24 protein-coding genes and 1 riboswitch are annotated in these 23,981 nt (G+C 64.5%); of the genes, 9 read left to right on the forward strand and 15 right to left on the reverse strand.

Annotation, left to right across the window (positions count from 1 at the left end; all coding sequences use genetic code 11):
* Positions 1–40: 40 nt before the first annotated feature.
* Positions 41–158, reverse strand: a riboswitch (SAM riboswitch).
* A 106-nt stretch (positions 159–264) separates the two neighbouring features.
* From gluQRS to DVO78_RS05150, 10 genes are all read right to left on the reverse strand, one after another.
* Complete coding sequence (gluQRS, locus tag DVO78_RS05105) at positions 265–1,161, reverse strand: tRNA glutamyl-Q(34) synthetase GluQRS (protein ID WP_120003738.1); 897 nt, start codon at positions 1,159–1,161, stop codon at positions 265–267.
* A gap of 57 nt (positions 1,162–1,218) precedes the next feature.
* Positions 1,219–1,632 (reverse strand): hypothetical protein, encoded by a 414-nt coding sequence (locus DVO78_RS05110; RefSeq protein WP_120003739.1) that lies wholly within the window; start codon positions 1,630–1,632, stop codon positions 1,219–1,221.
* Between the two features lie 2 nt (positions 1,633–1,634).
* Entirely contained in the window at positions 1,635–3,224 is a 1,590-nt protein-coding gene (locus DVO78_RS05115) for an AMP-binding protein (RefSeq protein ID WP_120003740.1), read from the reverse strand.
* A complete protein-coding gene (locus DVO78_RS05120; RefSeq protein ID WP_120003741.1) occupies positions 3,224–4,393 on the reverse strand; it encodes a thiolase family protein in 1,170 nt (389 codons plus the stop codon). The genes DVO78_RS05115 and DVO78_RS05120 overlap by 1 nt, the downstream gene beginning before the upstream one ends.
* The gene (locus DVO78_RS05125) at positions 4,390–4,743 is read right to left on the reverse strand and encodes a Zn-ribbon domain-containing OB-fold protein (protein WP_120003742.1); all 354 of its coding nucleotides are present in this window, start codon (positions 4,741–4,743) and stop codon (positions 4,390–4,392) included. Before DVO78_RS05125 ends, DVO78_RS05120 begins: the two co-directional genes overlap by 4 nt.
* Positions 4,725–5,570 (reverse strand): SDR family NAD(P)-dependent oxidoreductase, encoded by an 846-nt coding sequence (locus DVO78_RS05130; RefSeq protein WP_157983880.1) that lies wholly within the window; start codon positions 5,568–5,570, stop codon positions 4,725–4,727. Before DVO78_RS05130 ends, DVO78_RS05125 begins: the two co-directional genes overlap by 19 nt.
* Positions 5,567–6,436, reverse strand: coding sequence for a substrate-binding periplasmic protein (locus tag DVO78_RS05135; protein ID WP_120003744.1), 870 nt, complete (start codon positions 6,434–6,436; stop codon positions 5,567–5,569). The genes DVO78_RS05130 and DVO78_RS05135 overlap by 4 nt, the downstream gene beginning before the upstream one ends.
* A gap of 105 nt (positions 6,437–6,541) precedes the next feature.
* On the reverse strand, positions 6,542–7,237 hold the full coding sequence (locus tag DVO78_RS05140) for an amino acid ABC transporter permease (RefSeq protein WP_120003745.1): 696 nt from the start codon (positions 7,235–7,237) through the stop codon (positions 6,542–6,544).
* Entirely contained in the window at positions 7,216–7,956 is a 741-nt protein-coding gene (locus tag DVO78_RS05145; RefSeq protein WP_120003746.1) for an amino acid ABC transporter permease, read from the reverse strand. The genes DVO78_RS05140 and DVO78_RS05145 overlap by 22 nt, the downstream gene beginning before the upstream one ends.
* Positions 7,953–8,759, reverse strand: coding sequence for an amino acid ABC transporter ATP-binding protein (locus DVO78_RS05150; RefSeq protein ID WP_120003747.1), 807 nt, complete (start codon positions 8,757–8,759; stop codon positions 7,953–7,955). The genes DVO78_RS05145 and DVO78_RS05150 overlap by 4 nt, the downstream gene beginning before the upstream one ends.
* A gap of 206 nt (positions 8,760–8,965) precedes the next feature.
* Here DVO78_RS05150 and DVO78_RS05155 point away from each other — a divergent pair, with 206 nt between their 5' ends.
* Complete coding sequence (locus tag DVO78_RS05155) at positions 8,966–10,198, forward strand: helix-turn-helix domain-containing protein (RefSeq protein ID WP_162301565.1); 1,233 nt, start codon at positions 8,966–8,968, stop codon at positions 10,196–10,198.
* A gap of 274 nt (positions 10,199–10,472) precedes the next feature.
* Here DVO78_RS05155 and DVO78_RS05160 read toward each other — a convergent pair whose 3' ends face one another.
* Together DVO78_RS05160 and DVO78_RS05165 are read right to left on the reverse strand one after the other, a co-directional pair.
* Positions 10,473–11,246 (reverse strand): SDR family NAD(P)-dependent oxidoreductase, encoded by a 774-nt coding sequence (locus tag DVO78_RS05160; protein ID WP_120003749.1) that lies wholly within the window; start codon positions 11,244–11,246, stop codon positions 10,473–10,475.
* A gap of 28 nt (positions 11,247–11,274) precedes the next feature.
* The gene (locus DVO78_RS05165) at positions 11,275–12,456 is read right to left on the reverse strand and encodes an acetyl-CoA C-acetyltransferase (protein WP_120003750.1); all 1,182 of its coding nucleotides are present in this window, start codon (positions 12,454–12,456) and stop codon (positions 11,275–11,277) included.
* A 137-nt stretch (positions 12,457–12,593) separates the two neighbouring features.
* Here DVO78_RS05165 and DVO78_RS05170 point away from each other — a divergent pair, with 137 nt between their 5' ends.
* From DVO78_RS05170 to DVO78_RS05180, 3 genes are all read left to right on the forward strand, one after another.
* A complete protein-coding gene (locus DVO78_RS05170; protein WP_120003751.1) occupies positions 12,594–14,090 on the forward strand; it encodes a CoA-acylating methylmalonate-semialdehyde dehydrogenase in 1,497 nt (498 codons plus the stop codon).
* 68 nt (positions 14,091–14,158) lie between these two features.
* Positions 14,159–15,124 (forward strand): 3-hydroxyisobutyrate dehydrogenase, encoded by a 966-nt coding sequence (mmsB, locus tag DVO78_RS05175; RefSeq protein WP_420799061.1) that lies wholly within the window; start codon positions 14,159–14,161, stop codon positions 15,122–15,124.
* Positions 15,121–15,897, forward strand: a complete 777-nt coding sequence (locus DVO78_RS05180) for an enoyl-CoA hydratase (protein ID WP_120003752.1) — start codon at positions 15,121–15,123, stop codon at positions 15,895–15,897. The genes mmsB and DVO78_RS05180 overlap by 4 nt, the downstream gene beginning before the upstream one ends.
* A gap of 75 nt (positions 15,898–15,972) precedes the next feature.
* On the opposite strand, the gene DVO78_RS05185 is transcribed toward DVO78_RS05180, so the two are convergent.
* The 3 genes from DVO78_RS05185 to DVO78_RS05195 form a co-directional block, all read right to left on the reverse strand.
* Positions 15,973–16,584, reverse strand: coding sequence for a hypothetical protein (locus tag DVO78_RS05185; RefSeq protein ID WP_120003753.1), 612 nt, complete (start codon positions 16,582–16,584; stop codon positions 15,973–15,975).
* 182 nt (positions 16,585–16,766) lie between these two features.
* A complete protein-coding gene (locus tag DVO78_RS05190; protein ID WP_120003754.1) occupies positions 16,767–17,273 on the reverse strand; it encodes a MarR family winged helix-turn-helix transcriptional regulator in 507 nt (168 codons plus the stop codon).
* Between the two features lie 57 nt (positions 17,274–17,330).
* Positions 17,331–19,097 (reverse strand): AMP-binding protein, encoded by a 1,767-nt coding sequence (locus DVO78_RS05195; RefSeq protein WP_120003755.1) that lies wholly within the window; start codon positions 19,095–19,097, stop codon positions 17,331–17,333.
* 150 nt (positions 19,098–19,247) lie between these two features.
* On the opposite strand from DVO78_RS05195, the gene DVO78_RS05200 reads away from it, so the two are divergent.
* The 5 genes from DVO78_RS05200 (at position 19,248) to DVO78_RS05220 (ending at position 23,873) form a co-directional block, all read left to right on the forward strand.
* On the forward strand, positions 19,248–20,456 hold the full coding sequence (locus DVO78_RS05200) for an acyl-CoA dehydrogenase family protein (RefSeq protein WP_120003756.1): 1,209 nt from the start codon (positions 19,248–19,250) through the stop codon (positions 20,454–20,456).
* Positions 20,457–20,499: 43 nt separating this feature from the next.
* A complete protein-coding gene (locus tag DVO78_RS05205) occupies positions 20,500–21,153 on the forward strand; it encodes a hypothetical protein (protein ID WP_162301566.1) in 654 nt (217 codons plus the stop codon).
* A gap of 140 nt (positions 21,154–21,293) precedes the next feature.
* A complete protein-coding gene (locus DVO78_RS05210) occupies positions 21,294–21,752 on the forward strand; it encodes a hotdog fold thioesterase (protein WP_338016565.1) in 459 nt (152 codons plus the stop codon).
* 17 nt (positions 21,753–21,769) lie between these two features.
* Entirely contained in the window at positions 21,770–23,158 is a 1,389-nt protein-coding gene (locus DVO78_RS05215; RefSeq protein WP_120003758.1) for a phenylacetate--CoA ligase family protein, read from the forward strand.
* 76 nt (positions 23,159–23,234) lie between these two features.
* The gene (locus tag DVO78_RS05220; protein ID WP_120003991.1) at positions 23,235–23,873 is read left to right on the forward strand and encodes a TetR/AcrR family transcriptional regulator; all 639 of its coding nucleotides are present in this window, start codon (positions 23,235–23,237) and stop codon (positions 23,871–23,873) included.
* Positions 23,874–23,981 lie beyond the last annotated feature (108 nt).

Here is a 23,981-nt window from a genome sequence, read left to right on the forward strand (position 1 = left end):
CTCCAGTGGTCATTTCTAGACCTGCACTGGAGACCAGTGAGGTCCGCGCTTGCCGGGACGGGGTTTTCCGTCCGGCCAGGTCGTCACCCGGGGCACCCCACCGCGAACTGGAGGGTTGCCGGCCACCAAACCGGGGTTTTGCAGTGGCACTCTTGACCTAGACATCAAGTGTGCTGAAAGTCATCCTCTGACGCAAGTTGCTGCGCCATGTTTCGACATGTGAATGCGGCACAGGCTGTGCACCGCCCAGTTTCCACACGCTCGTCAGCGCGATGGCTCCCACACCCAGGGCTCGCGGGGAAGGGCGGCAGGGTCGAAGACCTCCAGGACGTTCTCCAAGGGACCGGCAGGAAGATTCAGCGACTCCAGCAGAGCATCCCGAACCCGATCAGGGGAAACTCCCCGCTCCGCCAGTTCGGCCAGCGTCACCGCGCCGTCGCGCTTGGCCAGGCGCCTGCCCTGCTGAGTGACCACCAGCGGCACGTGGGCGTAGTCCACCGCCGCGGCCTCCTCCCGGTACAGCAGCTCACGCAGATAGTCCTGACGCGGTGCCGAATCCGCCAGGTCATCGGCCCGGACCACCTGGTCCACACCGGTGAGCTGATCATCGACCACCACCGCCAGGTTGTACGCCGCCACCCCGTCATTGCGCACCAGCACAAAATCGTCGACGGCAGCTGTAAGGACACCCAGCAGACTGTCCTGGACGCTGGCCTGCGCGGTACCGGCCCGCAGGCGCAACGCTGGGGGACGTTCAGTACGACGGCGCCGCAGCTGCTGTGCTGTCAACTCCCGGCAGGTGCCCGGGTATGCTCCCGGCGGCGCATGCGGGGCGCGGGGCGCGTCCTGGATCTCCCGCCGAGTGCAGAAGCACTCGTAGACGAGGTCCCGGGCAGTCAACTGCCCGACGGCGTCGTCGTAGATCTGCCGCCGGTGGGATTGGAAGATCGCCGCACGGTCGAACGTGACTCCCAGCGCCTCTAGGTCAGCACGCTGGCGCTCAGCCGAGCCGGGCACAGTGCGGGAGGTGTCCACGTCTTCGTAGCGCAGCAGCAGCTCACGGCCTGAGGCACGGGCGAAGAGCCAGGCCAGGATCGCGGTGCGCAGATTCCCCAGATGCAGGTCACCGGAAGGGCTGGGCGCATATCTGCCTGCGGACATTCACACCATTCTAGAGACATCACACACCGCGATACCGCCCCAATAGAAGAATCGAGGTTAGTGAATAGATGAGGAAACAGACTGGTCCCAAACCTCCACTGCCCGCTGGACGCTCATTCCTACCGATATTTCCTGGCTAGCATTGGGGTTCACGTGAGAGATCACGCCGTTCCACCAGTGATCTTCGGCATCGCCGATCCGCGCCGTTTGGTGACTGACCGCACAGGCGGCGATACCGCGATCTTGCAAGGTGCCTAAAGCTTGGATACCAGCACTGTCTTTACCGATTCCGGCATCGTTGAAAATCACCAGGCCAAGAGGGAAACGAGCAGCGTACTCCCCTGAACTCACACCACCGTGTGAGGCACAGACAATGTATTCCCCAGCATCGTTTTCGGTAACAAAGGAAATGGAATCGCATAAGATCGCGCAGGATCCTCTGGCGGTGGTGACTTGCTGATGGCTGATCATCTTCAGATCGCCCGCTCTCGGCCAGCCCAATAAGGTGCCCGCAATATTTTCTTATCCGCCTTGCCGAAGGGCGTTAGCGGCAGGGCTTTCAGGAACTGCACGCTCTTGGGCCGCTTGTAGCTGCCCAAAAAGTCCCGGGCCTTGGCCAACACACTTTCCTCGGTCAGCTTGGCTGCCTCTGGACTAGTGTCGGGCACGATGACGGCGCAGACGACCTCACCCCAATCAGGATCTGGAATGCCAATGACCGCGACCTGTCCTACCCCCTGGATCTTTTGCAATTCGGCCTCGACTTCCGAAGAATAAACATTATATCCACCGGTTATTACTATATCATTATTGCGGTCTTTAACGTATAAATATCCGCTTTCATCCCATTCACCGATGTCTCCAGTGTGGATCCAGCCATCGCGCTTGGTCTTCGCCGTGGCCTCAGGATTATCGAGATATTCGTCCATGATGTAGGGAGCGGTCAAACGAATCTCTCCAATCTGACCCGGGCCCAGGGTCTCGCCATTGTCATCAACCACGGCGACGTTGGCGAAAAACGCGCGCTGCCCGCAGCTGGACAGGATCGAGGGAGCCTCCAACGCCCGGGCGTGGTCGCGCTTACCCAGCACGGTGCCCCAGTTCGGGCATTCGGTCTGCCCGAAAAGCTGGATCAGGATGGGGCCGAAAGCGCGGATCGCCTCCTCCAACCGCGCGGGGGTAATCGGTGCCGAACCGTAGACCAAGGTCTGCAGCGGCGGCAGTTCCGCACCAGAGGCAGCGTGGTCAAGCAGCCGGTAGAGCATGGTGGGCACCACCATCGCGAAGGTGACCTGGTGGACCGTAGCCGTCTCGCAGAAAGCCTGCGGGGTGAATCTGTCCAGCAGCACGGTCTGCGCGCCCCGGCAGACCCCCGCGGCCGCAAAGGAACCCGCCGAGTGCGAGAGCGAGGTAGAGAGGAGCAGCACGTCCCGGGAGGTGATCTCGGCTTCCAGCGCGTGGGCCGTGATGTTCATCGCCACCGAAGCCCGCGAGTGCACCACACCCTTGGGCCGTCCCGTGGTGCCGCCGGTGTAATAGATCGCCGCCCGATGATGACCGCGCACCGCAGCGGGCCCAGCTGATGCCGATTCTGCGTCCAACAAGCTGTTGGGCCCCTCGAGGCTGACGTCGAGCACCACCAGATCCGGGTTCTCCCGACGAATCTCGGCAATCTTGTGCTGGTGTTCCGCACCGAGGGCGGAGGAGGTCAGCAGCACCGTGCTGGAAGAGTGCTGAGCGATATAGGCCATTTCCGTGCCGGAGAGCATGGGGTTAAGCGGGACCTTCACCATCCCGGAGTGTAGTATGGCCAATTCGGCGACGACGAACTCGGGCAGCATGCCCAGCAGCACCACCACGGATGACTGGGTCTCAGTAATCACGCTAAGGCACCGAGACAGCTCTTCTACAGCATCGCCGAGCTGGCGGTAGCTGATCTCGGCCCGGCCAGGGACGACGAGGGCGATCTGCTCGGCGTGATCGGCCAGGGCCTTAGCGTAGAGCGCCCAGGGATCATCGACCGCGTTCATGGTCATGCTGGTCGAGGGATTCACAGTGGTCATCACGTCGTTGTCACTTTCTGGTTGAAGGTCTCGAAAGCCGCAACCACGCAGCCGTTGCCGCTCAGTCCGCTCGCGCTGCCACCCATCGTCTCCACCAGTCCGCGCGAGGCGTCGGGCACCTGGCGGGGTCCGGCGATCCCAGTGAGCTGCCAGTACATCTCAGCGACCTGGGCCACACCGGTGGCACCCAGCGGGTGCCCGCGAGAGAGCAGCCCGCCGGAAGGGTTGACCGGGATGGACCCGCCGTAAGTGGTCTGACCGTCCTCGGTGAAGGCTGCACCCTGACCTTCGGGGCAGAAGCCCATGGCCTCGATGGTGACGAGCTCGCCAATGGTGAAGGCGTCGTGCACCTCGCAGAGATCGATGTCCCCGTGGCGCAGCCCAGCTGCGGCCATCGCCTGCGCGGTGGTGCGGTGGATTAGTTCCCAGTTCCACACCTGATCATGGTCCGGGTCGGGCCAAAGCGCGCCGCTCTCGAAGTGGCTGGCCAGCACACGCACTCCCCCCGCGTCGTCGTCGACCATCTCCCGGGCACGCAGCACAGCGGCGGCGGCACCGTCGGAGATCGGGCTGCACTGCAGCAGGGTCAGCGGATCGGAGATCGGGCGCGAGGACAGCACCTCCTCGACGGTGTACTGACCGCGGTACTGGGCGCGCGGGTTGTGCAGCGCGTGGGCATGGTTCTTCACCGACACCTGGGCCAGCTGCTCGGGAGTGACCCCGTACTGGTGCATGTACCGGGTGGCCGTCAGCGCGTACATGGAAGGCAACTGCATGCTCTGCAGCGCTTCCAGATCGCCCGGATCCGTGGGGATGGCACCTTTGATGAAGGACGACATCTTCTCGAATCCGACAATGAGCACCGTCGAATACTCTCCCAGCCGCACTGCCTGGGAACCCAGGTGGAAGGCCAGAGTGCCGGAGGCGCAGGCGTTCTCCACGGTGAACAGCGGGGTGGCGGCGAACCCTGCGGCGCGCATCGCCCGATGAGCGGTTCCGGCATAGGGGAAGACGGTACCCAGGTATATAGCGTCGACCTGCCAGGCTGTCAGGTTCGCCGCTTCCAAGGCCTCAGCCACCGCGCTGGTCACCAGCTGCTCGGCGTTCAGGGATTGCTTGCCGAAGTCGCTGGAGCCGGCACCGAGCATGATCGGTTCCCGGCGCTTCATGCAATCACCTCCAGAGTCAGTGCCTCGGCCGCCGGTTCCGGGGCAGCATCGACGAGGTTGTCGGACGGAGTCAGGGGCAGCACTCGCACCCGGTCCCCGATGATGATCTCGGGGTACTCAGCCTCGGTCCGACAGAGCACGCGGGGGCCGTCGTCGAGGTCCACGTAGGACAGCCGGTATCCGTTGGAGTGTTCGCCGAAGGGCAGGTGCACCCGGGTGTGGGACCACACCGTGCCAGTGCAGGGAAGCCGTCGCCGCTCCACCCCAGCACCGCAGCGCGGGCAGATGGATACCCAGGAGGCGGAGCGGAAAAGGCAGGCCGTGCACGCCATCATGCGGTGGCCGTCCATACAGGATCCTCCCTCCGGGTGGTGCGATATTCGGTGTAGTCCCCCGGCAGCACGGTCATGCCACCGTCGATGGGAATGGACACCCCGGTGATGAAGCCGGCCGCCTCGCTGGCCAGGTAAACCGCCAATCGCCCGACGTCCGCAGGACGCCCCATCCGGCCCAGCGGCACGGAGGCGGCCATCCGCACCCGCTCGTCCTCATCGGTGACCTGTTCCACCAGCGGCGTCAAAGTCACTCCGGGCAGGATCGCGTTGGCGGTGATGCCATCCACGGCCAGTTCGCTGGAAAGGTGCCGGGTCAGCCCGAGCACTCCGGATTTCGACGCCGTGTACGCCGCACCACCGAGCACGCTGACCCGAATCCCGGCGATCGAGGCGATGTTGATGATCCGGCCGTGGCCCTTGCGCCGCATCTGGGGTAGAACCGCTGCCGCCAGGCGGAACGGGGCGGTCAGGTTGACGTCGAGCACCCGGTTCCAGGTCTCCACGTCCAGATCGCTGAGGTGCTTCTTCCCGGTGATGCCAGCGTTGTTGACCAGCACGTCGATCCCGCCCAGGCCGGTCCCGAATTCCACCACCTCGTCGAGGGTGTCCTGACGAGTGATGTCGCCGCTCAGGGAGGTGGCGCGCAGCCCGGCACCGGTCAGCTCCGCCGTCAGGTACTCAGCCGCAACCAGGTCGGAGTCATTGACGATCACCGTCGCACCGGCACGGGCCAGCTGTTCGGCCACTCCGGCTCCAATGCCTTTGCCGGCACCGGTGACCAGGGCGACCCTGTCCTTCAGGACGTCGTCAACGGTGAATGCCGAAGGTACTGTGATGGTCACTGTTCGGGCCCTTCCAGAGCGGCTTCGGAAATGACGCCGTATTCGGCCAGGGCGTCTCGGATCAGCCCTTCGTCCTTGGCTCGGACGATGAAGTCGTCCAGGGCCGCTCCGAGTTCCTCGTTATCCTTGGTATAGGGGTAGTTCGGCTCACCGGGGGTGGTGAGGACCTCGTGGTCCGGATCCGGGTCCAGCACCTCAACTTGCAGATCGTCATTTCCACGATCGGCCACCTGGATCGTCAGCGTGGCACCGGCACCCATCGCTGCGTCCAGGCGGCCCGACTCCAGATCGTTGAAGATGGCGTCGATCGACTGGTAGGAGACCACATTGTTACTGCCCAGGGTCTCTGCCAGCGGCTCCTCGAACAGCGACCCACCGACGACGCCGACCCGCTTGCTGTCCAGGGCATCGATCGAATCCAGTCCGTCCATCGAGACGATGCCAACCTGGTCGTACCAGAGCGTTTCGGACTGGCCGAGGATTTCTCCCCGGGGCTCCGTCTTGTACCAGCCGCCTCCGCCGATATCTGCACGGCCCTCGGTCATCGCCGCCGTGGCGGCGGCACCGGGTAATGGCTGGGCGTCGAGTTCCAGGCAGTTCTCCTCGGCGAAGCGGGTCAACAACACCGAGTCCAGGCCGGAGAGCTCGCCGGTGTTGACATCGACGTCGATCCCCGGCAACTGCTGGATAGCGGCCACAGTCAGGGTGCTGTCGATAGCCGTGTCGAACTCGGCGACCGGCTCACAGTCCGCGCTCACTTCGTCCTGCCCGCCAGTAGCATCGTCACCGGCGCAGGCAGACAGGGCGAGCGCGGTGGCACCCACGCAGAGTAAGGCGAGAACATGTCGTGATGGTGTGGTGGTCATGGGGTCCTCCGATAATGCGGGTTGATCAAGAACTAATAAAGGAAAAAATAGGAATCAAGGGTGACAAGATTCAGGAACGTGGCGTGGGTTTCCGACATCACCGGTTCAGGCGACCGGGGTCGGCGTCGTCGTGGGATGAGATTTTCGCGGGGAATGCTTCACCCTCTTAACCCGTTTCCCGGCGGACCGGGACTGCATCCAGTCGGCCAGCTGGGAAATCACCACGCACAGCACGAGGTAGATCAGCCCGGCGGCCAGCATGTAGGACAGCGCCTGGAAGCTGATGGAACCGAGGTTGTAGCTCAGTCCAGTGAGTTCGCGCACACCCACCGAGTACCCCAGCGCGGTAGCCTGCAGCACAATCACGGTGAATCCCAGCAGTGTGGGCACCACGGAGCGGATGGCTTGCGGGAGCACCACCTTGACCTGGATCTTCCAGGCCTTCAGCCCAAGCGCGGTGGCTGCCTCGGTCTGAGCTCGCGGCACCGAGTGGATAGCCGAATGGAAGATCTCGGCGGTGTACCCCATGGTGGTGAACGCGAAGGCGGCGACCACCGCCTGGAAGTTGGTCAGGAACACGCCCAGCTCCGGCAAGCCCGAATAGACGAAGTACAAGGTCACCAAGCCCGGAAAGCCGCGGGCAATATTGACGATCACGAGGCCGAGCACCCGCAGGGTCCGGGATCCGAGCCCCAGGAGATAGCCTAGTGCGAGTCCTCCGGGTAGACCGATCAGCAGGATCAGCAGCCACAGCCCGAAGGTAGTGGCCAGCCCGGGCATCAGGTCGAGGATGAATTGCATTCATGCCACCTCATTCCGTGCCAAGGTGCTGCGCATTCCGGGGGAGCCGTCGGAGTGCTCAGCGGTGTCAGAGAGTCAGGACCGGCGGGACGATTCTGCCGGCGGGAACGACCCAGCAGGCGGACTGCGCCTGCGATAGGTAGGCAGAGCAGCATGTAGATCACCCCGGTCACGAAGAACACCGTCAGGCCATTTGCGCCGCGCTCCACCAGGTAGTTGGCCACCGTCATCATCTCGACGACGCCGATCAGCGAGGTTAGCGCAGTTTCCTTGAGCAGGTGGATAGCATAGGAGCCCAGCCCGGCGAAGATGATGGGCTTAGCCTGCGGCAGCACGATCTTGATCAGGGACAGTCGCGGGGACAGCCCAAGCGCGGTGGTCGCCTCTCGCTGCTGTATCGGCACCGAGGACAGGCCCGATCGATACGTTTCGGCAATATAAGCAGAGGAAGCGATGCCTAAGGTCAGGATGGCCGAGACCAGCGCGGTCGGGCTGAGGCCGAAGGTGCGCAGCCCAAAGAAGATCACAAACAGCCACACCAGGGTGGGGATGCCGCGGAAGATCTCGATGTACACGGCGGCCAGGATCCGCACCGGCCTGAGCTGGCTCATCCGCGCCCCGGCGGTGGGCACCGCGACAACAGCACCGAGCACCAAGGAGACGGCCCAGATGAACAGCGAAATGGGAATGACTGCGAGCACATCCGTCAGCCAGATCATAACTTGGTCTCCTCGATCGCGGCGAGGAACTGGTGGGTGCGCTCGTGCTGGGGTGCACCGAAGAGCTCGTCCGGGGTGCCGCGCTCCACAATGGTGCCATCGGCCAAGAACAGCACCTGGTCGGAGATCATCCGCGCGAACTTCAGCTCGTGGGTGACGATCGCCATAGTCATCCCAGACTGGGCCAGGTCCCGCATCACTTTGAGCACCTCGACCCGCAGCTCCGGGTCGATGGCGCTGGTGGGCTCGTCGAAGAGCATCACATCCGGATCCATGGCCAGAGCGCGCGCGATGGCCACGCGCTGCTGCTGACCGCCGGAGAGGTGCGCCGGCATATGGTTCATCCTCTGCCCCAGACCCACCGAATCCAGCAGCTGCGCGGAGCGCTCATCGGCTTCGGCACGACGACGTCCCAGGGTGTGCACCTGGGCCAGGCTGATGTTCTCCAGCGCAGACAGATGAGGAAACAGGTTGAATGACTGGAAGACCATACCCACCTTCGCCCGGAACTCCTGCAGCTGGGATCGCTTGGGCAGTATTTTGCCGTCCTGCACCAAGGTCTCGCCCATCACCTGCAGAGTGCCGGACGACGGTGTTTCCAGCAGGTTCATGCAGCGGATCAGCGTACTCTTGCCTGATCCGCTGGGGCCGATCAGGGTGATGACCTCTCCGGTGCTGATCTCGAGTTCGATGTCCCGCAGTACCTCAACAGCACCGAAAGATTTGCCGAGGTTCGACACCTGCACCGCCGGTTGCTCGGCGGCCTCCTGCCCCCGCGGTGCTGACTGCACCGTCTCTGTCATTCGGGGCTGCTTTTCCATTGAAACGTTCACGTCATCCTCACCTTCGCGGGGGTCATGTATAGGTACGCTATCTGTGTCTTAGATCACAATCATCGGTCTTGCGTCCAGAGTTTTTCCAACAATTGTCGGAAGAACAACGGTGGCAGCCCCCGATTCAACGGAAAGCAGACGGAATCATGGCAAGTCTTCAAAACACTGTGTCGGAGTTGGCAGATCGACTGCACAAGCCGGTGGCGCTGAACGATTTCGACCTGAACCTGGTGGCCGCCTCAGCCCATGGTTCCGGAGTGGATGAGTACAGGATCAGGAGCATCCTGACCCGCCGCACGCCTCCTGAGGTGGTCAACAGCCTGCGCGCCCAGGGCTACCTAGAACGCTCCGATCCCTTCGTGCTCTCCGAGTCCTTCTTGCCGGGCCTGCAGCCGCGCCTGTGCATTCCCATCCAGGTCGAGCGGCGCAACATCGCTTTCCTCTGGATCGTCATGGAGGCTGGAGCCCAACTGAACCCTGAGGAGTACTCCCACGCCCGGGCGGCGGCCGCGCAGGTCACCGCCGTGCTGATCCAACAGACTTCCGATCCCACGGTGGACGCCGTGGTCGATGACAGCCGTCGCCTACAGCGGCTGATCCACGCGGATTCCATCACCGCGAGCTACGCTATCGCCGAATGGGCTGCGAGGCATCAACTAGCCGAGCGCACCGCCATCGCGATCACGGTGATGCCGTTGATGCAGAACCCGGAGGTGCCCGAGGACTCCGAACAGAACCCAGCACCCTCCCCAGCCGAACGCCATGACTTCAGCAGAGTAATCAGCTCGACGCTGACCGCATTAAAGGACAGCGATCTTTTCGGGATCATCGACGGCGCGCTGGTGGTGGTCTCAGCCCGTCCCACCTGGGAGCAGGTTCCGAAACAAGTCGAGCGGGCAGTGCTGCGCTCAGGACCGGCGAATCCCCACCAACTGCGCGCCTCCGGGGTCTCCCTTACCCGCGACTGGCGCAACGGCCTACGGGAGACATACTTGCAGGCGGCCTATGCGGCGCGGGTGGCCGGACTGGTGCCAGAAGCGCCCCGGCACAGCCGCTATGATCAGCTCGGTTCGCTGGTGTTGTTCCGCCACCTTGCCTGGACCGAGTCCTCAGTGACGCTGGTCAGTCCGGAAGCCACCGCTCTGACAGGCCAGGACAGTCACAGCGGCCACGTCAACACCGAGACTCTGCTGACCCTGCTACGGCTCGGCGGGGACGTGCAGCGCTCCTGCACCGAGCTGAAGATTCACCGGTCCACCCTGTACTACCGGCTAGACCGCTGCCGCACCCAGATAGGCGACGCCCTTGACGACGGCTGGCGCCGGACCTCGCTCTACCTCGGCTTAGTGCTGGCGGAACTGGTTCGGCATGAAGAGTTCGATGCCACCTCACGCAATCGCTGGGGGTGAGACCTGAATCGCAGCAAAGGTGGGTCATCCCAGTAGAGCATCGTCGTGCCGCGTGAATGAACTGCACCGACCAACCCCATCATCCCAAGAACTCCGCAGTCACCTACAAGCTCACGAGGTGAGGGCGAACCTTTGCCCAGCAGGGTGTCTGCCCTTCCGCGTGATCTTGCGGCGCGACACCCTTATCCGGCAAAAATGTAACACGCCAGTAGCTCAGGTGTTGTGGGGTCTGCTAACATCATAGCCTTCTTGGTAGTCCCTGTGGCGCACAGTCTCACTGCGGATCCAGCCGCACTGCTCCGTCGAGCCGGATCGTCTCGCCGTTGAGCATGGGGTTGGCGATGATCTGTATCACGGTCGTGGCGTAGTCTTCTGGGCGTCCCAACCGTGGGGGGTGCAGGGTTTTCGCGCGCAGCGACTCCCGAGCGGCGTCGGGCAGTCCGGCCATCATCGGAGTCTCGAACAGGCCCGGCGCAATGGTGACCACCCGGATGGCATGGCGGGCGAGCTCGCGGGCGGCCGGCAGGGTGAGCGAGGCCACTGCGCCTTTGGACGCAACGTAGGCGATCTGGCCTATCTGGCCGTCGAAGGCCGCCACGGACGCCGTATTGATCAGCACTCCGCGGTCGCCGTCTGCGGGGTCGTTGTCCTGCATGGCCGCGGCCGCTGCTGTCATCAGGCTGACTGTGCCTCCGGTGTTGATGGCGAGCACTTTCATGAACTGCTCAGCCCGCAGCGGGCCTTTACGGCTCAGCAGCTTGCCCGGGGTGGCGATGCCGGCGCAGCTGATGGCCGCGCGCAGCGGTGCCAGCCTCACTGCGGCTGCCACGGCGTCGGCGCTGGTCTGCGGATCGGTGACGTCCCCGGGGTGGAAGTGTGCGTTCTCACCCAGCTCGGAGACGGCATCGGCGCGGGCCGTGGATCCTGCGGCATCGGGGAGATCCACGACCACCACCTGTGCACCGGCCTCAGTGAGCGCCTTGGCTGTGGCGTGGCCGAGTCCGGAGGCTCCTCCGGTGACGACTGCGCTGGCCTGGGTCAGATTCATCGGGGTCCTCCTTGACCGGGTTCACTTCTCACACGTGCAGAATCAGGGCATCGCCCTGCCCGCCGCCGCCGCACAGGGCTGCGGCACCGGTGCCTCCCCCGCGCCGGCCCAGCTCCAGGGCCAGGTGGAGCAGCAGGCGCGCCCCGGACATGCCAACTGGGTGACCGAGAGCGATGGCACCCCCGTTGACGTTGACGATCTCCTCGCTGACTCCCAGCTGACGCACCGACGCGGCGGACACCGCGGCGAAAGCCTCGTTGATCTCGATCAGATCCAACTCTCCCGGTGCCGTCCCGGCCTTGGCGCAGGCCGCCTCAATGGCACGGGCAGGCTGCAGCTGCAGACTTGAGTCGGGACCCGCCACCATGCCGTGGGCACCGATCTCGGCGATCCACTCCAGCCCCAGCTCACGGGCCTTGGCCTTGGACATCACCACCAGGGCGCAGGCGCCGTCGGAGATCTGTGAGGCCGACCCTGCGGTCACCGTGCCGTCGGCGCTGAAGGCCGGGCGCAGCTTCCCCAGGCCCTCCGCGGTGGCATCGGTGCGAATGCCTTCGTCCGAGTCGACGACGACGTCGTCCCCGCGCCGCTGAGGGATGCGCACCGGCACGATCTCCTCGGCGAAGATGCCCTTCTGTGCCGCCCGGGCCGCCCGCTGGTGGGATTCGGCGGCGATCCGGTCCTGCTCCTCACGGCTGGCCTCAGCCTCCGCGGTGTTGCAGGACTCGGTCAACGCGCCCATGGACTGCTGCGTGGCCTGGTCGAACAAGGCGTCGTAGGCCATGGAGTCAACGATGGTGCCATCGCCGTACTTGATCCCGGTGCGCGATCTCGGCAGCAGGTGTGGGGCCTGGGACATCGACTCCATACCACCGGCGACGACGATCTCGCACTCCCCCGCCCTGATCAGCTGATCGGCTGTGGCCACGGCGTTGAGACCGGAGAGGCAGACCTTGTTGATGGTGATCGAGGGGGTGGAGGTGGGGATGCCGCCGCCGATCGCCGCAGTCCTGGCGGGGTTCTGTCCGGCGCCGGCTTGGATGACCTGACCCATCACCACATAGTCCACCGAGTCACCGCTGAGCCCCGCCCGGTCCAGGGCACCCTGGATCGCCACAGCTCCGAGCTGGGCAGCCGACAGGGAGGAGAGCCCTCCCAACAGCCGCCCCATCGGAGTACGAGCACCGGCCACCATCACTGTTTCCGCCATGACACCTCACTGTGTTTGCTTGACTGCGGCTTGTCCACTTACTGCATGCTGGCACGATTAGTTGCACGTCCAACGACTCGCGTTTAGGCTAGCACATGAGAGATAGATCACGTTCCGTGTGCAAAGGAGCACCAGCTATGCCTGAACTCACTCATTTTATCCACGGAGAGCACGTCCACGGAACCTCAGGACGCACCCGGGAGGTGTTCAATCCGGTGCGCGGCGAGGTCGCCTCACATGTCCCACTGGCCTCCGGCGACGAGGTCGCCGCAGCAGTGGACTCCGCGCAACGGGCCTTCTCCGAGTGGTCAGCGCTGAATCCGCAGCGGCGGGGCCGGATCCTGCTGAAATGGGTGGACCTGATCAACACCCACCGCGACGAGCTGGCCGAGACTCTGTCCAATGAGCACGGTAAAACCTTCGACGACGCCAAGGGAGACATTCAGCGCGGCGTGGAGGTCGTGGAGTTCGGTGCCGGCGCACCGCACCTGCTCAAAGGAGAGTTCTCCCACAATGTGGCCACAGGGATGGATGTGCACAGTCTCCGCCAGCCCCTGGGCGTGGTCGCTGGGATCACCCCGTTCAACTTTCCGGCGATGATTCCGCTGTGGAAGGCCGGTATTGCCTTAGCGGCGGGCAACACCTTCGTTCTCAAACCTTCTGAGCGCGACCCCTCGGTGCCCCTGCGCCTGGCCGAACTGGCTCTCGAGGCCGGAATGCCGCCGGGGACGCTGAATGTGGTCAACGGGGACAAGGAAGCGGTGGATGCGCTCATCGAGGACCCCCGGGTCAAGGCCGTCGGGTTTGTGGGCTCCACCCCGATCGCCCAGTCGATCTACTCCTCAGCAGCCGCGGCGGGCAAACGGGCACAGTGCTTCGGCGGGGCCAAGAACCACATGGTGATCATGCCCGATGCCGACTTGGACCAGGCCGCTGATGCCCTCATCGGAGCCGGTTACGGCTCTGCCGGGGAGCGCTGCATGGCCATCTCGGTGGCGGTGCCGGTGGGAGAGGCCACCGCTGAGGCCCTCCGGGAGAAGCTCGTGGAGCGCATCGGCGCACTCACCCTGGGCCCCTCCTTGGACCCGAGCAGCGACTTCGGACCCGTCGTGGGGGCAGACGCCAAGGAGCGGATCGAGAACTACATCGGAATCGGCGTGGATGAGGGCGCCGAGCTGGTGGTCGACGGCCGCGGTGCCGCCGTGGAGGGCCATCCCCACGGCTACTGGGTCGGGGCCACGCTCTTCGACCACGTCACCCCGGCTATGCGCATCTACACCGAAGAGATCTTCGGCCCGGTGCTGACCATGGTGCGCGCCGCCGACTACGAGGAGGCGCTGCGGCTTCCCACTGAGCACGAGTTCGGCAACGGAGTGGCGATCTTCACCCGCGACGGGGACACCGCCCGGGACTTCACCTCCCGGGTGGAGGTCGGCATGGTGGGAGTCAACGTGCCCATCCCGGTGCCGATCGCCTATTACACCTTCGGCGGCTGGAAGGCCTCAGGCTTCGGGGATCTGAACCAGCACGGCACCGATGGTCTGAGGTTCTACACCAAGACCAAGAGTGTCAGCACCCGCTGGCCCTCCGGCACCAAAGAGGGCGCCAGCTTCATCATGCCCGAAGGGAGCTGAGTCCCGTGGCAGAAGAAGACGCGGCAACCGGTGAGGCTCACAGCGCAGCGAGCAAGCCGACTTCAGGTGTGAAGGCTGGTGCGAACCAGCCGAGAGCCGAACGGGGTCTCCCCACCGGCGGGACCAGCACTGTGGCCTTTATCGGGCTGGGCAATATGGGGGGACCGATGGCCGCCAATCTGGTCGCCGCCGGGGTCCAGGTCTTCGGCCACGATGTGATGCCGCAGGCCCTGGACACCGCCCGGGGCCACGGCGTCGAGGTGGTCACCGATCCACTGGAGGCAGTGGCCGAGGCCGATGTGGTCCTCACTATGCTGCCCTCGGGCCAGCATGTGATCTCTGCCTACCAAGACTCCCCCGGGCTGCTGTCTGCGGCCAAGCCCGACACCATCTTCCTGGACTGTTCGACCATCAACATCTCCGAGGCCCAGCAGGCGGCCCAGCTGGCCCAGCAGGCCGGCTTCCGCGCCGCCGATGCTCCGGTCTCCGGCGGCGTGGTCGGCGCCGAGGCCGGCACACTGGCCTTCATGGTCGGAGCAGCCGGAGAGGTCTTCGAGCAGATCCACCCGTTGTTGGACATCATGGGCGCTCGGGTGGTCCACTGCGGCGGCAACGGCCTGGGCCAGGCGGCGAAGATCTGCAACAACATGATCCTGGGCGTCAGCCAGATCGCGGTCGGGGAGGCCTTCGTCCTGGGCGAGAAGCTGGGGCTGACCCATCAGGCCCTCTATGACGTCGTCTCCAAGGCCTCAGGCCAATGCTGGGCACTGACCACCAACTGCCCGGTACCGGGCCCGGTGCCGAACTCACCGGCCAATCGCGACTACCGACCGGGATTCGCCGGGGCGCTGATGGCCAAAGACCTCAACCTCGCCACCAATGCCCTGGATGAGCAGGGGGTGGAGGCGCAGCTGGGCAGGCTGGCCACCGCCATCTACTCTGAATTCGCAGCCGGCGACGGCGCGGGCCAGGACTTCTCTGCCATCATCAACACCATTCGCGACGATTCCAGCCATCAAGGAGCCCCAGCATGAGCGAGTACTCAACCATCGTGGTCTCAGCCTCCCAGCGGGTCGGCGTCATCGGCCTGAATCGGCCCGAGGCGCTGAACGCGCTGAATGAGACGACCATGGCGGAAGTGGTCTCCGCAGCAACGGGCTTCGACGCCGATCCAGACATCGGAGCGATTCTGCTCACCGGAAGCGAGAAGGCCTTCGCCGCAGGTGCCGATATCAAGCAGATGAACGAGCATGACTACCCTGCGATGTACTCTGCCGACTACTTCCGGCGCTGGGACGACTTCGCCCGGCTGCGCACCCCGATCGTGGCTGCGGTCAACGGCTATGCCCTGGGCGGCGGCTGCGAGCTGGCGATGATGACCGATGTGATCATCGCCGGCGAAGGCGCGAAGTTCGGTCAGCCGGAGATCAATCTGGGCGTCATTCCCGGGATGGGCGGCTCCCAGCGGCTGACTCGCTCTGTCGGCAAGGCCAAGGCGATGGATATGGTGCTCACCGGACGGCACATTGATGCCGCAGAGGCCGAGCGCATCGGCCTGGTCTCACGGGTGGTGCCGGATGAGCAGACCGTCGCGGAGGCCACAAAGGTTGCTGAGCTGATCGCCTCGAAGTCCAAGCCTGCGGCCCAGATGGCCAAGGAGGCGGTCGCCTCTGCCTTTGAGACCACCCTTCATCAGGGTCTGCTCTTTGAGCGCCGGCTATTCCATTCACGGTTCTCCATGGAGGACCAGGCAGAGGGCATGAGCGCCTTCGCAGAGAAGCGTGACCCTTCCTGGACCCACCGCTGAGGTTCAGCATCTCTGCGGCACCACTGACCGGCAGCCCAGGAGATTATCTCCCCGCCTGCGCATGGCAGATCCGCGTCAGCTGCGGCAGTTTTCCACCACATCCTGCAGTCCGTCGTCGATAGCCTCGGTATCGAAACGCTGGAGTCCTTCGATCACAGCACTGGCCCCCTCGCGCTGCTCTCCGCTGCCTGGCAGTGCGGATGCGTTGAGCCCTCCGAAGAGCGCACCGACCGAGGACACCAGGTGAAACGCGGGTTCTTCCCCGAGCGAACCCCAGGTGTCTGACGGGCCGTGCTCATCCACAACATAGTCAGCCAGAGCACACCCATACTCGGCCTGACCGTCAACTGACACGTCCTGCGAGCCAGACGCATCGACACCGTCGCAGGCGGCCACCATGTCCTCCAGGGAATCAGCCAGCGCTTCGAGATCGAATCTGTGAAAGGCAGAGAAGATTTCACGGCCCGCCTCCGAGAGTTCAGGATGGTCGGGCAATGCATAACCGGCCGAGCCGCCGACGAGGCTGCCTGCCGCCAGTGCTTGTGAGGCTGCGTTGTCAGCATTTTCACCGACGGGCGCGTCCCAGTCGGTGACATCGCCGCTACCCTCGATGGCGCTTTCAGCCAGAGAACAGGCATAGGCTGCTTGTCCTTCAGGAGTGACATCGGGCTCGGAGCCGAAGAACATACAGCCTGAAAGGCCCAGTACGGCAGCCGCACCCGCTGCGAGGACAGCGGCAACACGTCTCCCTGGGTGTGGCGCCGTTACTTCATTCTCCACTGCAGTACGCATCCGCTTTCTCTCCTGTCATCACACCTGTGGCGCTGGTGGGGGATTCAATAGAGGGCCGGGTGCCAGCAGACTCCGTGCTACGGGGTGAAATCTCCAGCCCGCTGGCGGAAGTTCGCCAGAATCGCGTTGAGGTCCATGATTTCCTGGTCCCCAAAGCCGCTGCGCTCGAACAGCTGCTCGTTCAGCGCCTGGGTGGCCTGCTCGGCAACTCGCTTTCCCTCCGGGGTCAGAGCCAGGAGCATGGCGCGCCGATCGGAGTCGTGGGGCTGGCGCTGCACCAGCCCGGCCGCCTCTAAGCGGTCCACGGCATTGGTGATCGAGGTCGGATGCACCTGCAGCAGCTTGCTCGCCTTGTTCATCGGCATGCGTTTCTCACGGGAGAAGCTGAGCAGTGAGATCACCTCGTACCGGGCGAAGGTCAGGTTGAAGGGCTTGAGGATCTCCTGCGCCCTGCCCAGCAGGATCTGCTGAGTCCTCATAATCGCCGTCACCGCCGCAGCAGGCGCCGCCGCCGCGTGCCACCCCTGCCGCTGCCAGTTCTTCTGGATCTCGGCAATAGGGTCCTTCGCCAGCGGGGGGTGCATGGGGCTCTCCTTAGGGACTTCAGGTGAATTCCGACCATTGTAGGGACAACGGCCTGTTCAGCGCTGAGGCTTGAGACCAAGATCCTCCTCCCGGTACTCCACGCCCGAGCCCTGCGGAGCCTGTCCAGTCTCCGCTCGTTCCGCTTCGGCTTTGCGCAGCTGCACCCGGCGGATCTTGCCTGAAATGGTCTTCGGCAGCTCGGTGAACTCAATACGCCGGATCCGTTTATACGGCGGCAGCTTGTCCAGACAGTGCTGGAGAATCTCTGCTGCCGACTTCGCATCGGGCTCCCACCCCGGGGCCAATGCCACATAGGCCTTGGGGATGGCTAGCCGAATCTCATCGGGAGCCGGCACGATGGCCGCCTCGACCACTGCAGGGTGCTCCACGAGCACCGACTCAAGTTCGAAGGGCGAGACCTTGTAGTCACTGGACTTGAAGACGTCGTCGGCCCTGCCCACATAGGTGATCACCCCGTTCTCGTCCCGAGAGGCGATGTCCCCGGTGTGGTAGAAGCCGTCGCGGAACACCTCGGCGTTCTTCTGGTCATCGCCGTAGTAGCCCTTCATCAGCCCCACCGGGCGCCCATAGAGGTCACTGTCCAGCCGCAGACAGATCTCTCCCTCCATCGCCTCTTCGCCGGTGACCGGGTCGATGAGCACGACGTCGAAGCCTGGAAGCGGCAGACCCATGGCTCCGAATTTCACCTGCCTGCCCGGCGTGTTGGCCACCTGGAGGCTGGATTCGGTCTGACCGAATCCGTCCCTGATGGTGCACCCCCAGGCCCGCTGGACCTGTTCGATCACCTCAGCGTTGAGCGGCTCCCCGGCGGAGACCGCCACTCGGGGAGGGTTCCTCAGCTGGGCGAGGTCCGCCTTGATGAGCATCCTCCATACCGTCGGCGGAGCACAGAAGCTGGTGACCCGAGCCTGGTCCATGTTCCGCATCAGTGCTGCGGCGTCGAAGGCGCTGAAGTTGTAGAGGTAGATGGTCGCCTCAGCGATCCACGGGGCAAAGAAGTTCGACCAGGCATGTTTGGCCCAACCCGGTGAGGACACGTTGAGATGGACGTCCCCGGGCTGCAGACCGATCCAGTAGAGGGTGGAGAGGTGGCCCACCGGATAGGAGGTGTGGGTGTGCTCCACCAGCTTCGGCTTGGAGGTTGTGCCGGAGGTGAAGTACAGCAGCATGGTCTCATCGACGCCGGTGGGCTCGGTCGGGGTCAGGTTCGGGGAAGCTCCATAGGCTTCAGGGTAGGAATGAACGCTGCGGCCGGAGACCTGGGGTGTCTGCTGCTGATCCTGTCTCGCATACACCCCGGGCACGTGGATCAGGGCGTAGTCACCCTCGACCTCAGCGAACTTCCGGAGCGTCTCGGTGCCGCCGACCGCCCATTTCGCCTCAGCTCGGCTGACCCGGTCCTGCAGGTCATAGGCGCCCATCTGCGTGGTGGTGGGGACCAGCACTGCGCCGAGCTTGATCGCCGCGAGCATCGTCTCCCAGAGCTCAACCTGATTTCCCAGCACCAGGATGATCCGATCCCCGCGCTGGACACCTATGCTGCGCAGCCAATTGGCCACCCGGTTGGAGTCCGCGCTCAGCTGGGCGAACGTCCTGGTGAGCGTAGAGCCGTCCTCCTCCACGATCACCAGGGCATCCTGCTGGGCCCGGTCGGGGCTGGAGGCGATCTGGTCAAACCAGTCGAAACCGAAGTTGAAGGTGGAGAATCGCGGCCACTGGAACTCCGCACGGGCCCGGTTCCAGTCTTCCTGCACGCTGACAAGGTGGTCCCGGGCGGCACGGAACTCTTCAGTCACGGTCATCTTCTTCTCCTCCTGGTCGAGGTGTGATTCCAGTCACTCATAGAATATACTTGGAAGTCCTATAGTTGGTAAAGCACTTGCACCCAAGAGTGGCACTATCCCCGCAACCCCCTGGGCACTCCTGGTGGGCTCGCGGGACAAGGAGACCTCATGACCACCACGCAGACCACCCCGGCAACCGCAGGAACACCAGCCGCAAACCGCCCCACCGAGGAGCACACGGACCTGCTGGAGCTGGCCCGCCACCTCAGCAGCGCTGAGCGCCAGCGGCTGGACCGCATCAGTGAGCATCTCCAGCAGACGGTTCGCCCCGCCGCGATCGAGCCGTGGAACGCCGAAGAGTTCCCTCACCACCTGCTGCCGGGTCTTGCCGAGCTGGGCCTGGGCGAGACCTTCGCCGACGGCTCCTCCCCTCTGTTTCAGGGCTTGGCCCACTGCGCCCTCGCCCGGGCCGACGTCTCGCTGTCGGCATTGCTGGGAATCCACAACGAGCTGATCGTAGGCACCATCCAGAAGCTGGGCTCCGAGCAGCAGAAACAGACCTGGCTGCCGAAGCTGCGCAGGCTGGAGGCCCTCGGGGCGTTCTGCCTCACCGAGCCCGAGCACGGCTCAGACATCGCCGGGGGCCTGGCCACCTCCGCGACCCTTGAGCACGGTCAATGGCGAATCCGCGGGTCCAAGCGGTGGATCGGCGCCGGCACCATCGCCGATATCGCGCTGGTCTGGGCCCGGGACACTGCCGACCAGCAGATCAGGGGTTTTGTGGTCCCCACAGACACCCCCGGGTACCGGGCCAGCAAGATTTCCCACAAAACCGGTCTGCGCATTATGCAGAACGCAGACGTCGACATCGATGTCACACTGCCCGAATCCGCGGCACTGCCGGGTGCGACGTCGTTCTCCGCCACCAACGAGCTGCTGATGTCCTCACGGGCCTGGGTGGGGTGGCAGGCAGTCGGCGCCCAGCAGGCACTGCTGGACATTGCCCGCGGCTATGCGCTGCAGCGGGAGCAGTTCGGCGCTCCCCTGGCCTCGTTCCAGCTCATCCAGGCCGGCCTTGCCACTGTTGCCGGGAACCTGGCGGTCTCCACCGCCCTCATGGGAGAGCTCTCCCGGCTGCAGGAGGAGGGAAGGCTCACCATGCTCCGCGCCAGCCTGGCGAAGGCCACGCTCACCCGCCTGGCGCGCGAGTCCGCTGCCACAGCCCGGGAGATCCTCGGCGGCAACGGCATTCTCAGCACCCATGAGGCGGCGAAGGTGGCCGCGGACGTCGAGGCGCTCTACACCTACGAGGGCACACACACCATCAACATGCTCATCGCTGGCCGGGATCTGACCGGGACGTCCGCCTTCGTCTAATAAGCGTTTATACCCGGGTTCCTGGCCGTGGCAGACTGAATCCATGAGCCGCTATTCCTTGCTAACGACTGTCGGGGTGTGCACAGCCCTGTTCCTCACCGCCTGCAGCGACTCGTCCGACCCTTCGGATTCAGCGGAATCCTCGCCTACACCTTCGGAGATGACCTCGCCGCCTGCAGAGGCAGAGACAGACATCGACGAGGGGGCAGCCGAAGACCCAGAAGGCAGCACCGAAGGGCCCGGCACCGAAGAGGATGAGGGCGAATTTGCCGATGCCCTTCAGGAGCGCGACCAGTTCTTAGAAGACCAGCAACTACCACTGGACGGGTCACCCCTCGAGGCGACAACGCCCGAGCAGAAGGAGTTCATCACGTCTCAGCGGGAGCATGTCGAATCCCAGGGCGGCACCTGGAATGCAGAAGCAGAGACTCTCACCCTCGCGCTGAGTTTGGACGCCTGCGAGAACGCGATCCTTGCTTTCCACGATGCCGATCAGGAGACGGTGCTTATGCATATTGAGAGCTCTCCGATCTTTAACCAAGTCATTCCCCCAGACGCTTCGACGCAGGAACGTGAGGGATTCGAGGCGGACCTCGCAAGCACCATGATCTATGGGATGCAATACATCTGCCCGGAAGACCACGAGCAGTGGGAGACAATCATCCAAGATCTCTACCCAGAGCACCTGGGAGGCTGACCCTTCAACAAGGGCCCTGAGAGATCAGCAGAAGGCCCAGCAGTTTGCGGTGTGCTTGACATCACAGTGAGATCAGTGCTTGAGTTGACTTACTGACCGATTGGTCTGGAATTAATCGCACTGTCCTCAAGGAGCCTCCGATGCCCGATGCCAGCGCCACGGCCGAGACGATTTCTCAAGGCGTGCACATGCCACCGGGAGGGCCGCACCACAAGATGCTGGAGACCGACAGGTGCACCGGCTGGCTCGGCGCCGAGGTGCTGCTGGCCGAGGAGCATCACGCCAAACTCCGGATGACCGTACGCCCGGAGATGACCAACGGCTTCGACATCGTCCATGGGGGAATGATCTTCACCCTGGCCGACACCTGCTTCGCCATGGCCTGCAACCACCCTGACGGAGCCCAGGGCAGCATCACCGTGGCCTCCGGAGCCGACATCAACTTCCTGAAGACCGCATGGCTGGGCGACACGCTCACCGCAGAGGCGACTCGGGTGGCCCAGTCCGGCCGCAGCGGGGTGTACGACGTGATCGTCAGCCGCGGTGAGGACACCATCGCCGTCTTCCGCGGGCGCTCCCGCACCGTCCCCCACTCCTGAGGAAAGGCCACTCACCCATGAGCATCGCACCAGCCCCTGAGTCGCGCAGCTACCAGACCGACGCCGCGACGAACGCCGTCGCGACTGCATTGGCATCCACTGCCGGCACACCGACGCCTGCCGGTGAGGCTGACCCCGAGGAGACGCTCAGTCGAGAGCAGCTCGATCAGCTGCAGCTGACCCGGCTGCAGGCCACTGTGCGGCACGCCTACGACAACATCGCCGCCTACCGAAAGCTCTACGACGCACACGGTGTCAAGCCCTCCGACCTGCAGACCCTGGAGGATCTGGCGAACTTCCCCTTCACGGACAAAGAGTTTCTCCGTGCGGCCTACCCCTTCAAGTCCTTCGCCGTGCCGATGGACCGCATACGCCGGATTCACGCTTCGTCCGGAACCACGGGGCGCCCCACCGTAGTGGGATACACCGAAGGCGACATTGACCGTTGGGCCACGCTGCTGGCCCGCTGCCTGCGGTTCTCCGGGGTCCGGCCCGGCGACATCGTCCACAACGCCTATGGGTACGGCCTCTTCACCGGCGGCCTGGGTGCCCACTACGGCATCGAGAAGGTCGGCGGCACCGTCATCCCGATGTCCGGCGGTCAGACCGAGAAGCAGATCCAGCTCATCCAGGACTTCCGCCCGCGGGTCATCCTGTGCACCCCCACCTATCTGCTGACCCTGGCCGATGCCTTCCGCAGCGCCGGCCTGGACCCCCGGGAGAGCTCCCTGGAGATCGGCGTGCTCGGCGCTGAGCCGTGGACCGAGGAGATGCGCCAGGAGATCGAAAAGGCCTTCGACATCACCGCCTGCGACATCTACGGCCTCTCCGAGGTCATGGGCCCGGGTGTGGCGGGCGAATCTGCCCAGAGGCAGGACGGCTCCACGATCTGGGAGGATCATTTCCGCCCGGAGATCATCGACCCGATCACCGAGGAGGTCCTGCCCCTGGGCCATCACGGCGAGCTGGTCTTCACCACCCTGACCAAGGAGGCGCTGCCGATCATCCGGTACCGCACCCACGATCTGACCCGGCTGCTCCCCGGCACCGACCGACCTGGCCACCGCCGAATGGGCCGGATCACCGGGCGCAGCGACGATATGATCATCCTGCGCGGGGTCAATCTGTTCCCCACGCAGATCGAAGAGATCGCCCTGGGCATCGAGGGGCTGTCCCCGCACTTCCAGCTGGAGCTGGTCCGGCCGGACCATATGGACCAGATGACTGTCCACATCGAGCGGCGGCCGGAGACTCCCCGCCAGGAGGCTGAGGCCGCAGGAGCAGAGCTGGCCCGGCAGATCAAAGTCAAGGTCGGCTGCAGCACCCGAGTGGCCGTGGCCGAGCCCGAAACCCTGGCACGGTCCTCCGGCAAACTGCGGCGCATCTATGACAAGCGCCCACGGTGACCCTCACTCAGGGGCTACCCTTGGTGCTGACCGTGTGACGACCAGGAAAGCCCGATAAGGAGCCCCATTGGACCCCCTGTCCCCGACAGCACCGTCCACCAGCACGACCCGGAAGAACGGCAACTCGACCAGACGCGGCCGCCCTGGCTACGACCGGGAGACCCTGCTGCGGGTATGCGTAGAAGTCTTCAACCGACATGGGTACGAGGGCACTTCCATGGGTGTGCTCGCTGAAGAGCTCGGCATCTCCAAATCAGCCATCTATCACCATGTGAAGTCCAAGGAAGAGATCCTCGACACTGCACTGAGCCACTCACTGAGCGAACTGGAGCGCGTAGTGGCCGAAGCGGAGGCCCTCAACGCCGATCCCGTGGCAGAGCTGGAGACCATCATCCGCGAATCGGTCAATGTGCTCACCCGCTCGCTGCCCTATGTCACCCTTCTGCTGCGGCTGCGCGGCAACTCCGAGCTGGAGACCGCCGCCCTGCGCCGGCGCAGGGAGATCACTCTGCGCATCGCAGCCCTCATCAGGCAGGCTCAGCAGGACGGCGCCCTGCGCAGTGATATCGACGCCCGGACCGCCTCCCGGCTTGCCATGGGCATGGTCAACTCGATCGTGGACTGGTACCGTCCCGAGCGCGTGGACCCCGGCAGCCCGGTGGCAGAGACAGTGGTCCACCTGCTGCTGGGCGGCTTACGCGCACCCCGTCCCTGAAAGAGCCGGCCCTGCCGCTAAACTGGTCGGAACCCTGGGTATCCTGACACACGAGATCCGCGACCTGGCGGCAGAGGCATGAGCATCAGCAGCAGGCGCAGTAAGGCG

It is taken from the genome of Nesterenkonia muleiensis (assembly GCF_003600155.1).
Taxonomy (GTDB): Bacteria; Actinomycetota; Actinomycetes; order Actinomycetales; family Micrococcaceae; genus Nesterenkonia; species Nesterenkonia muleiensis.

Coding starts and splice junctions, on each gene's coding strand:
- DVO78_RS05125 (WP_120003742.1), bottom strand. CDS start 4,743: ATGGACGGCCACCGCATGATGGCGTGCACGGCCTGCCTTTTCCGCTCC.
- DVO78_RS05215 (WP_120003758.1), top strand. CDS start 21,770: ATGAGCATCGCACCAGCCCCTGAGTCGCGCAGCTACCAGACCGACGCC.
- DVO78_RS05185 (WP_120003753.1), bottom strand. CDS start 16,584: ATGTTCTTCGGCTCCGAGCCCGATGTCACTCCTGAAGGACAAGCAGCC.
- DVO78_RS05165 (WP_120003750.1), bottom strand. CDS start 12,456: ATGGCGGAAACAGTGATGGTGGCCGGTGCTCGTACTCCGATGGGGCGG.
- DVO78_RS05145 (WP_120003746.1), bottom strand. CDS start 7,956: ATGATCTGGCTGACGGATGTGCTCGCAGTCATTCCCATTTCGCTGTTC.
- DVO78_RS05170 (WP_120003751.1), top strand. CDS start 12,594: ATGCCTGAACTCACTCATTTTATCCACGGAGAGCACGTCCACGGAACC.
- DVO78_RS05120 (WP_120003741.1), bottom strand. CDS start 4,393: ATGAAGCGCCGGGAACCGATCATGCTCGGTGCCGGCTCCAGCGACTTC.
- DVO78_RS05110 (WP_120003739.1), bottom strand. CDS start 1,632: ATGATCAGCCATCAGCAAGTCACCACCGCCAGAGGATCCTGCGCGATC.
- DVO78_RS05190 (WP_120003754.1), bottom strand. CDS start 17,273: ATGCACCCCCCGCTGGCGAAGGACCCTATTGCCGAGATCCAGAAGAAC.
- DVO78_RS05115 (WP_120003740.1), bottom strand. CDS start 3,224: ATGACCACTGTGAATCCCTCGACCAGCATGACCATGAACGCGGTCGAT.
- DVO78_RS05160 (WP_120003749.1), bottom strand. CDS start 11,246: ATGAATCTGACCCAGGCCAGCGCAGTCGTCACCGGAGGAGCCTCCGGA.
- DVO78_RS05200 (WP_120003756.1), top strand. CDS start 19,248: ATGACCACCACGCAGACCACCCCGGCAACCGCAGGAACACCAGCCGCA.
- DVO78_RS05140 (WP_120003745.1), bottom strand. CDS start 7,237: ATGCAATTCATCCTCGACCTGATGCCCGGGCTGGCCACTACCTTCGGG.
- DVO78_RS05205 (WP_162301566.1), top strand. CDS start 20,500: ATGAGCCGCTATTCCTTGCTAACGACTGTCGGGGTGTGCACAGCCCTG.
- DVO78_RS05210 (WP_338016565.1), top strand. CDS start 21,294: ATGCCCGATGCCAGCGCCACGGCCGAGACGATTTCTCAAGGCGTGCAC.
- DVO78_RS05195 (WP_120003755.1), bottom strand. CDS start 19,097: ATGACCGTGACTGAAGAGTTCCGTGCCGCCCGGGACCACCTTGTCAGC.
- gluQRS (WP_120003738.1), bottom strand. CDS start 1,161: ATGTCCGCAGGCAGATATGCGCCCAGCCCTTCCGGTGACCTGCATCTG.
- DVO78_RS05135 (WP_120003744.1), bottom strand. CDS start 6,436: ATGACCACCACACCATCACGACATGTTCTCGCCTTACTCTGCGTGGGT.
- DVO78_RS05180 (WP_120003752.1), top strand. CDS start 15,121: ATGAGCGAGTACTCAACCATCGTGGTCTCAGCCTCCCAGCGGGTCGGC.
- DVO78_RS05150 (WP_120003747.1), bottom strand. CDS start 8,759: ATGACAGAGACGGTGCAGTCAGCACCGCGGGGGCAGGAGGCCGCCGAG.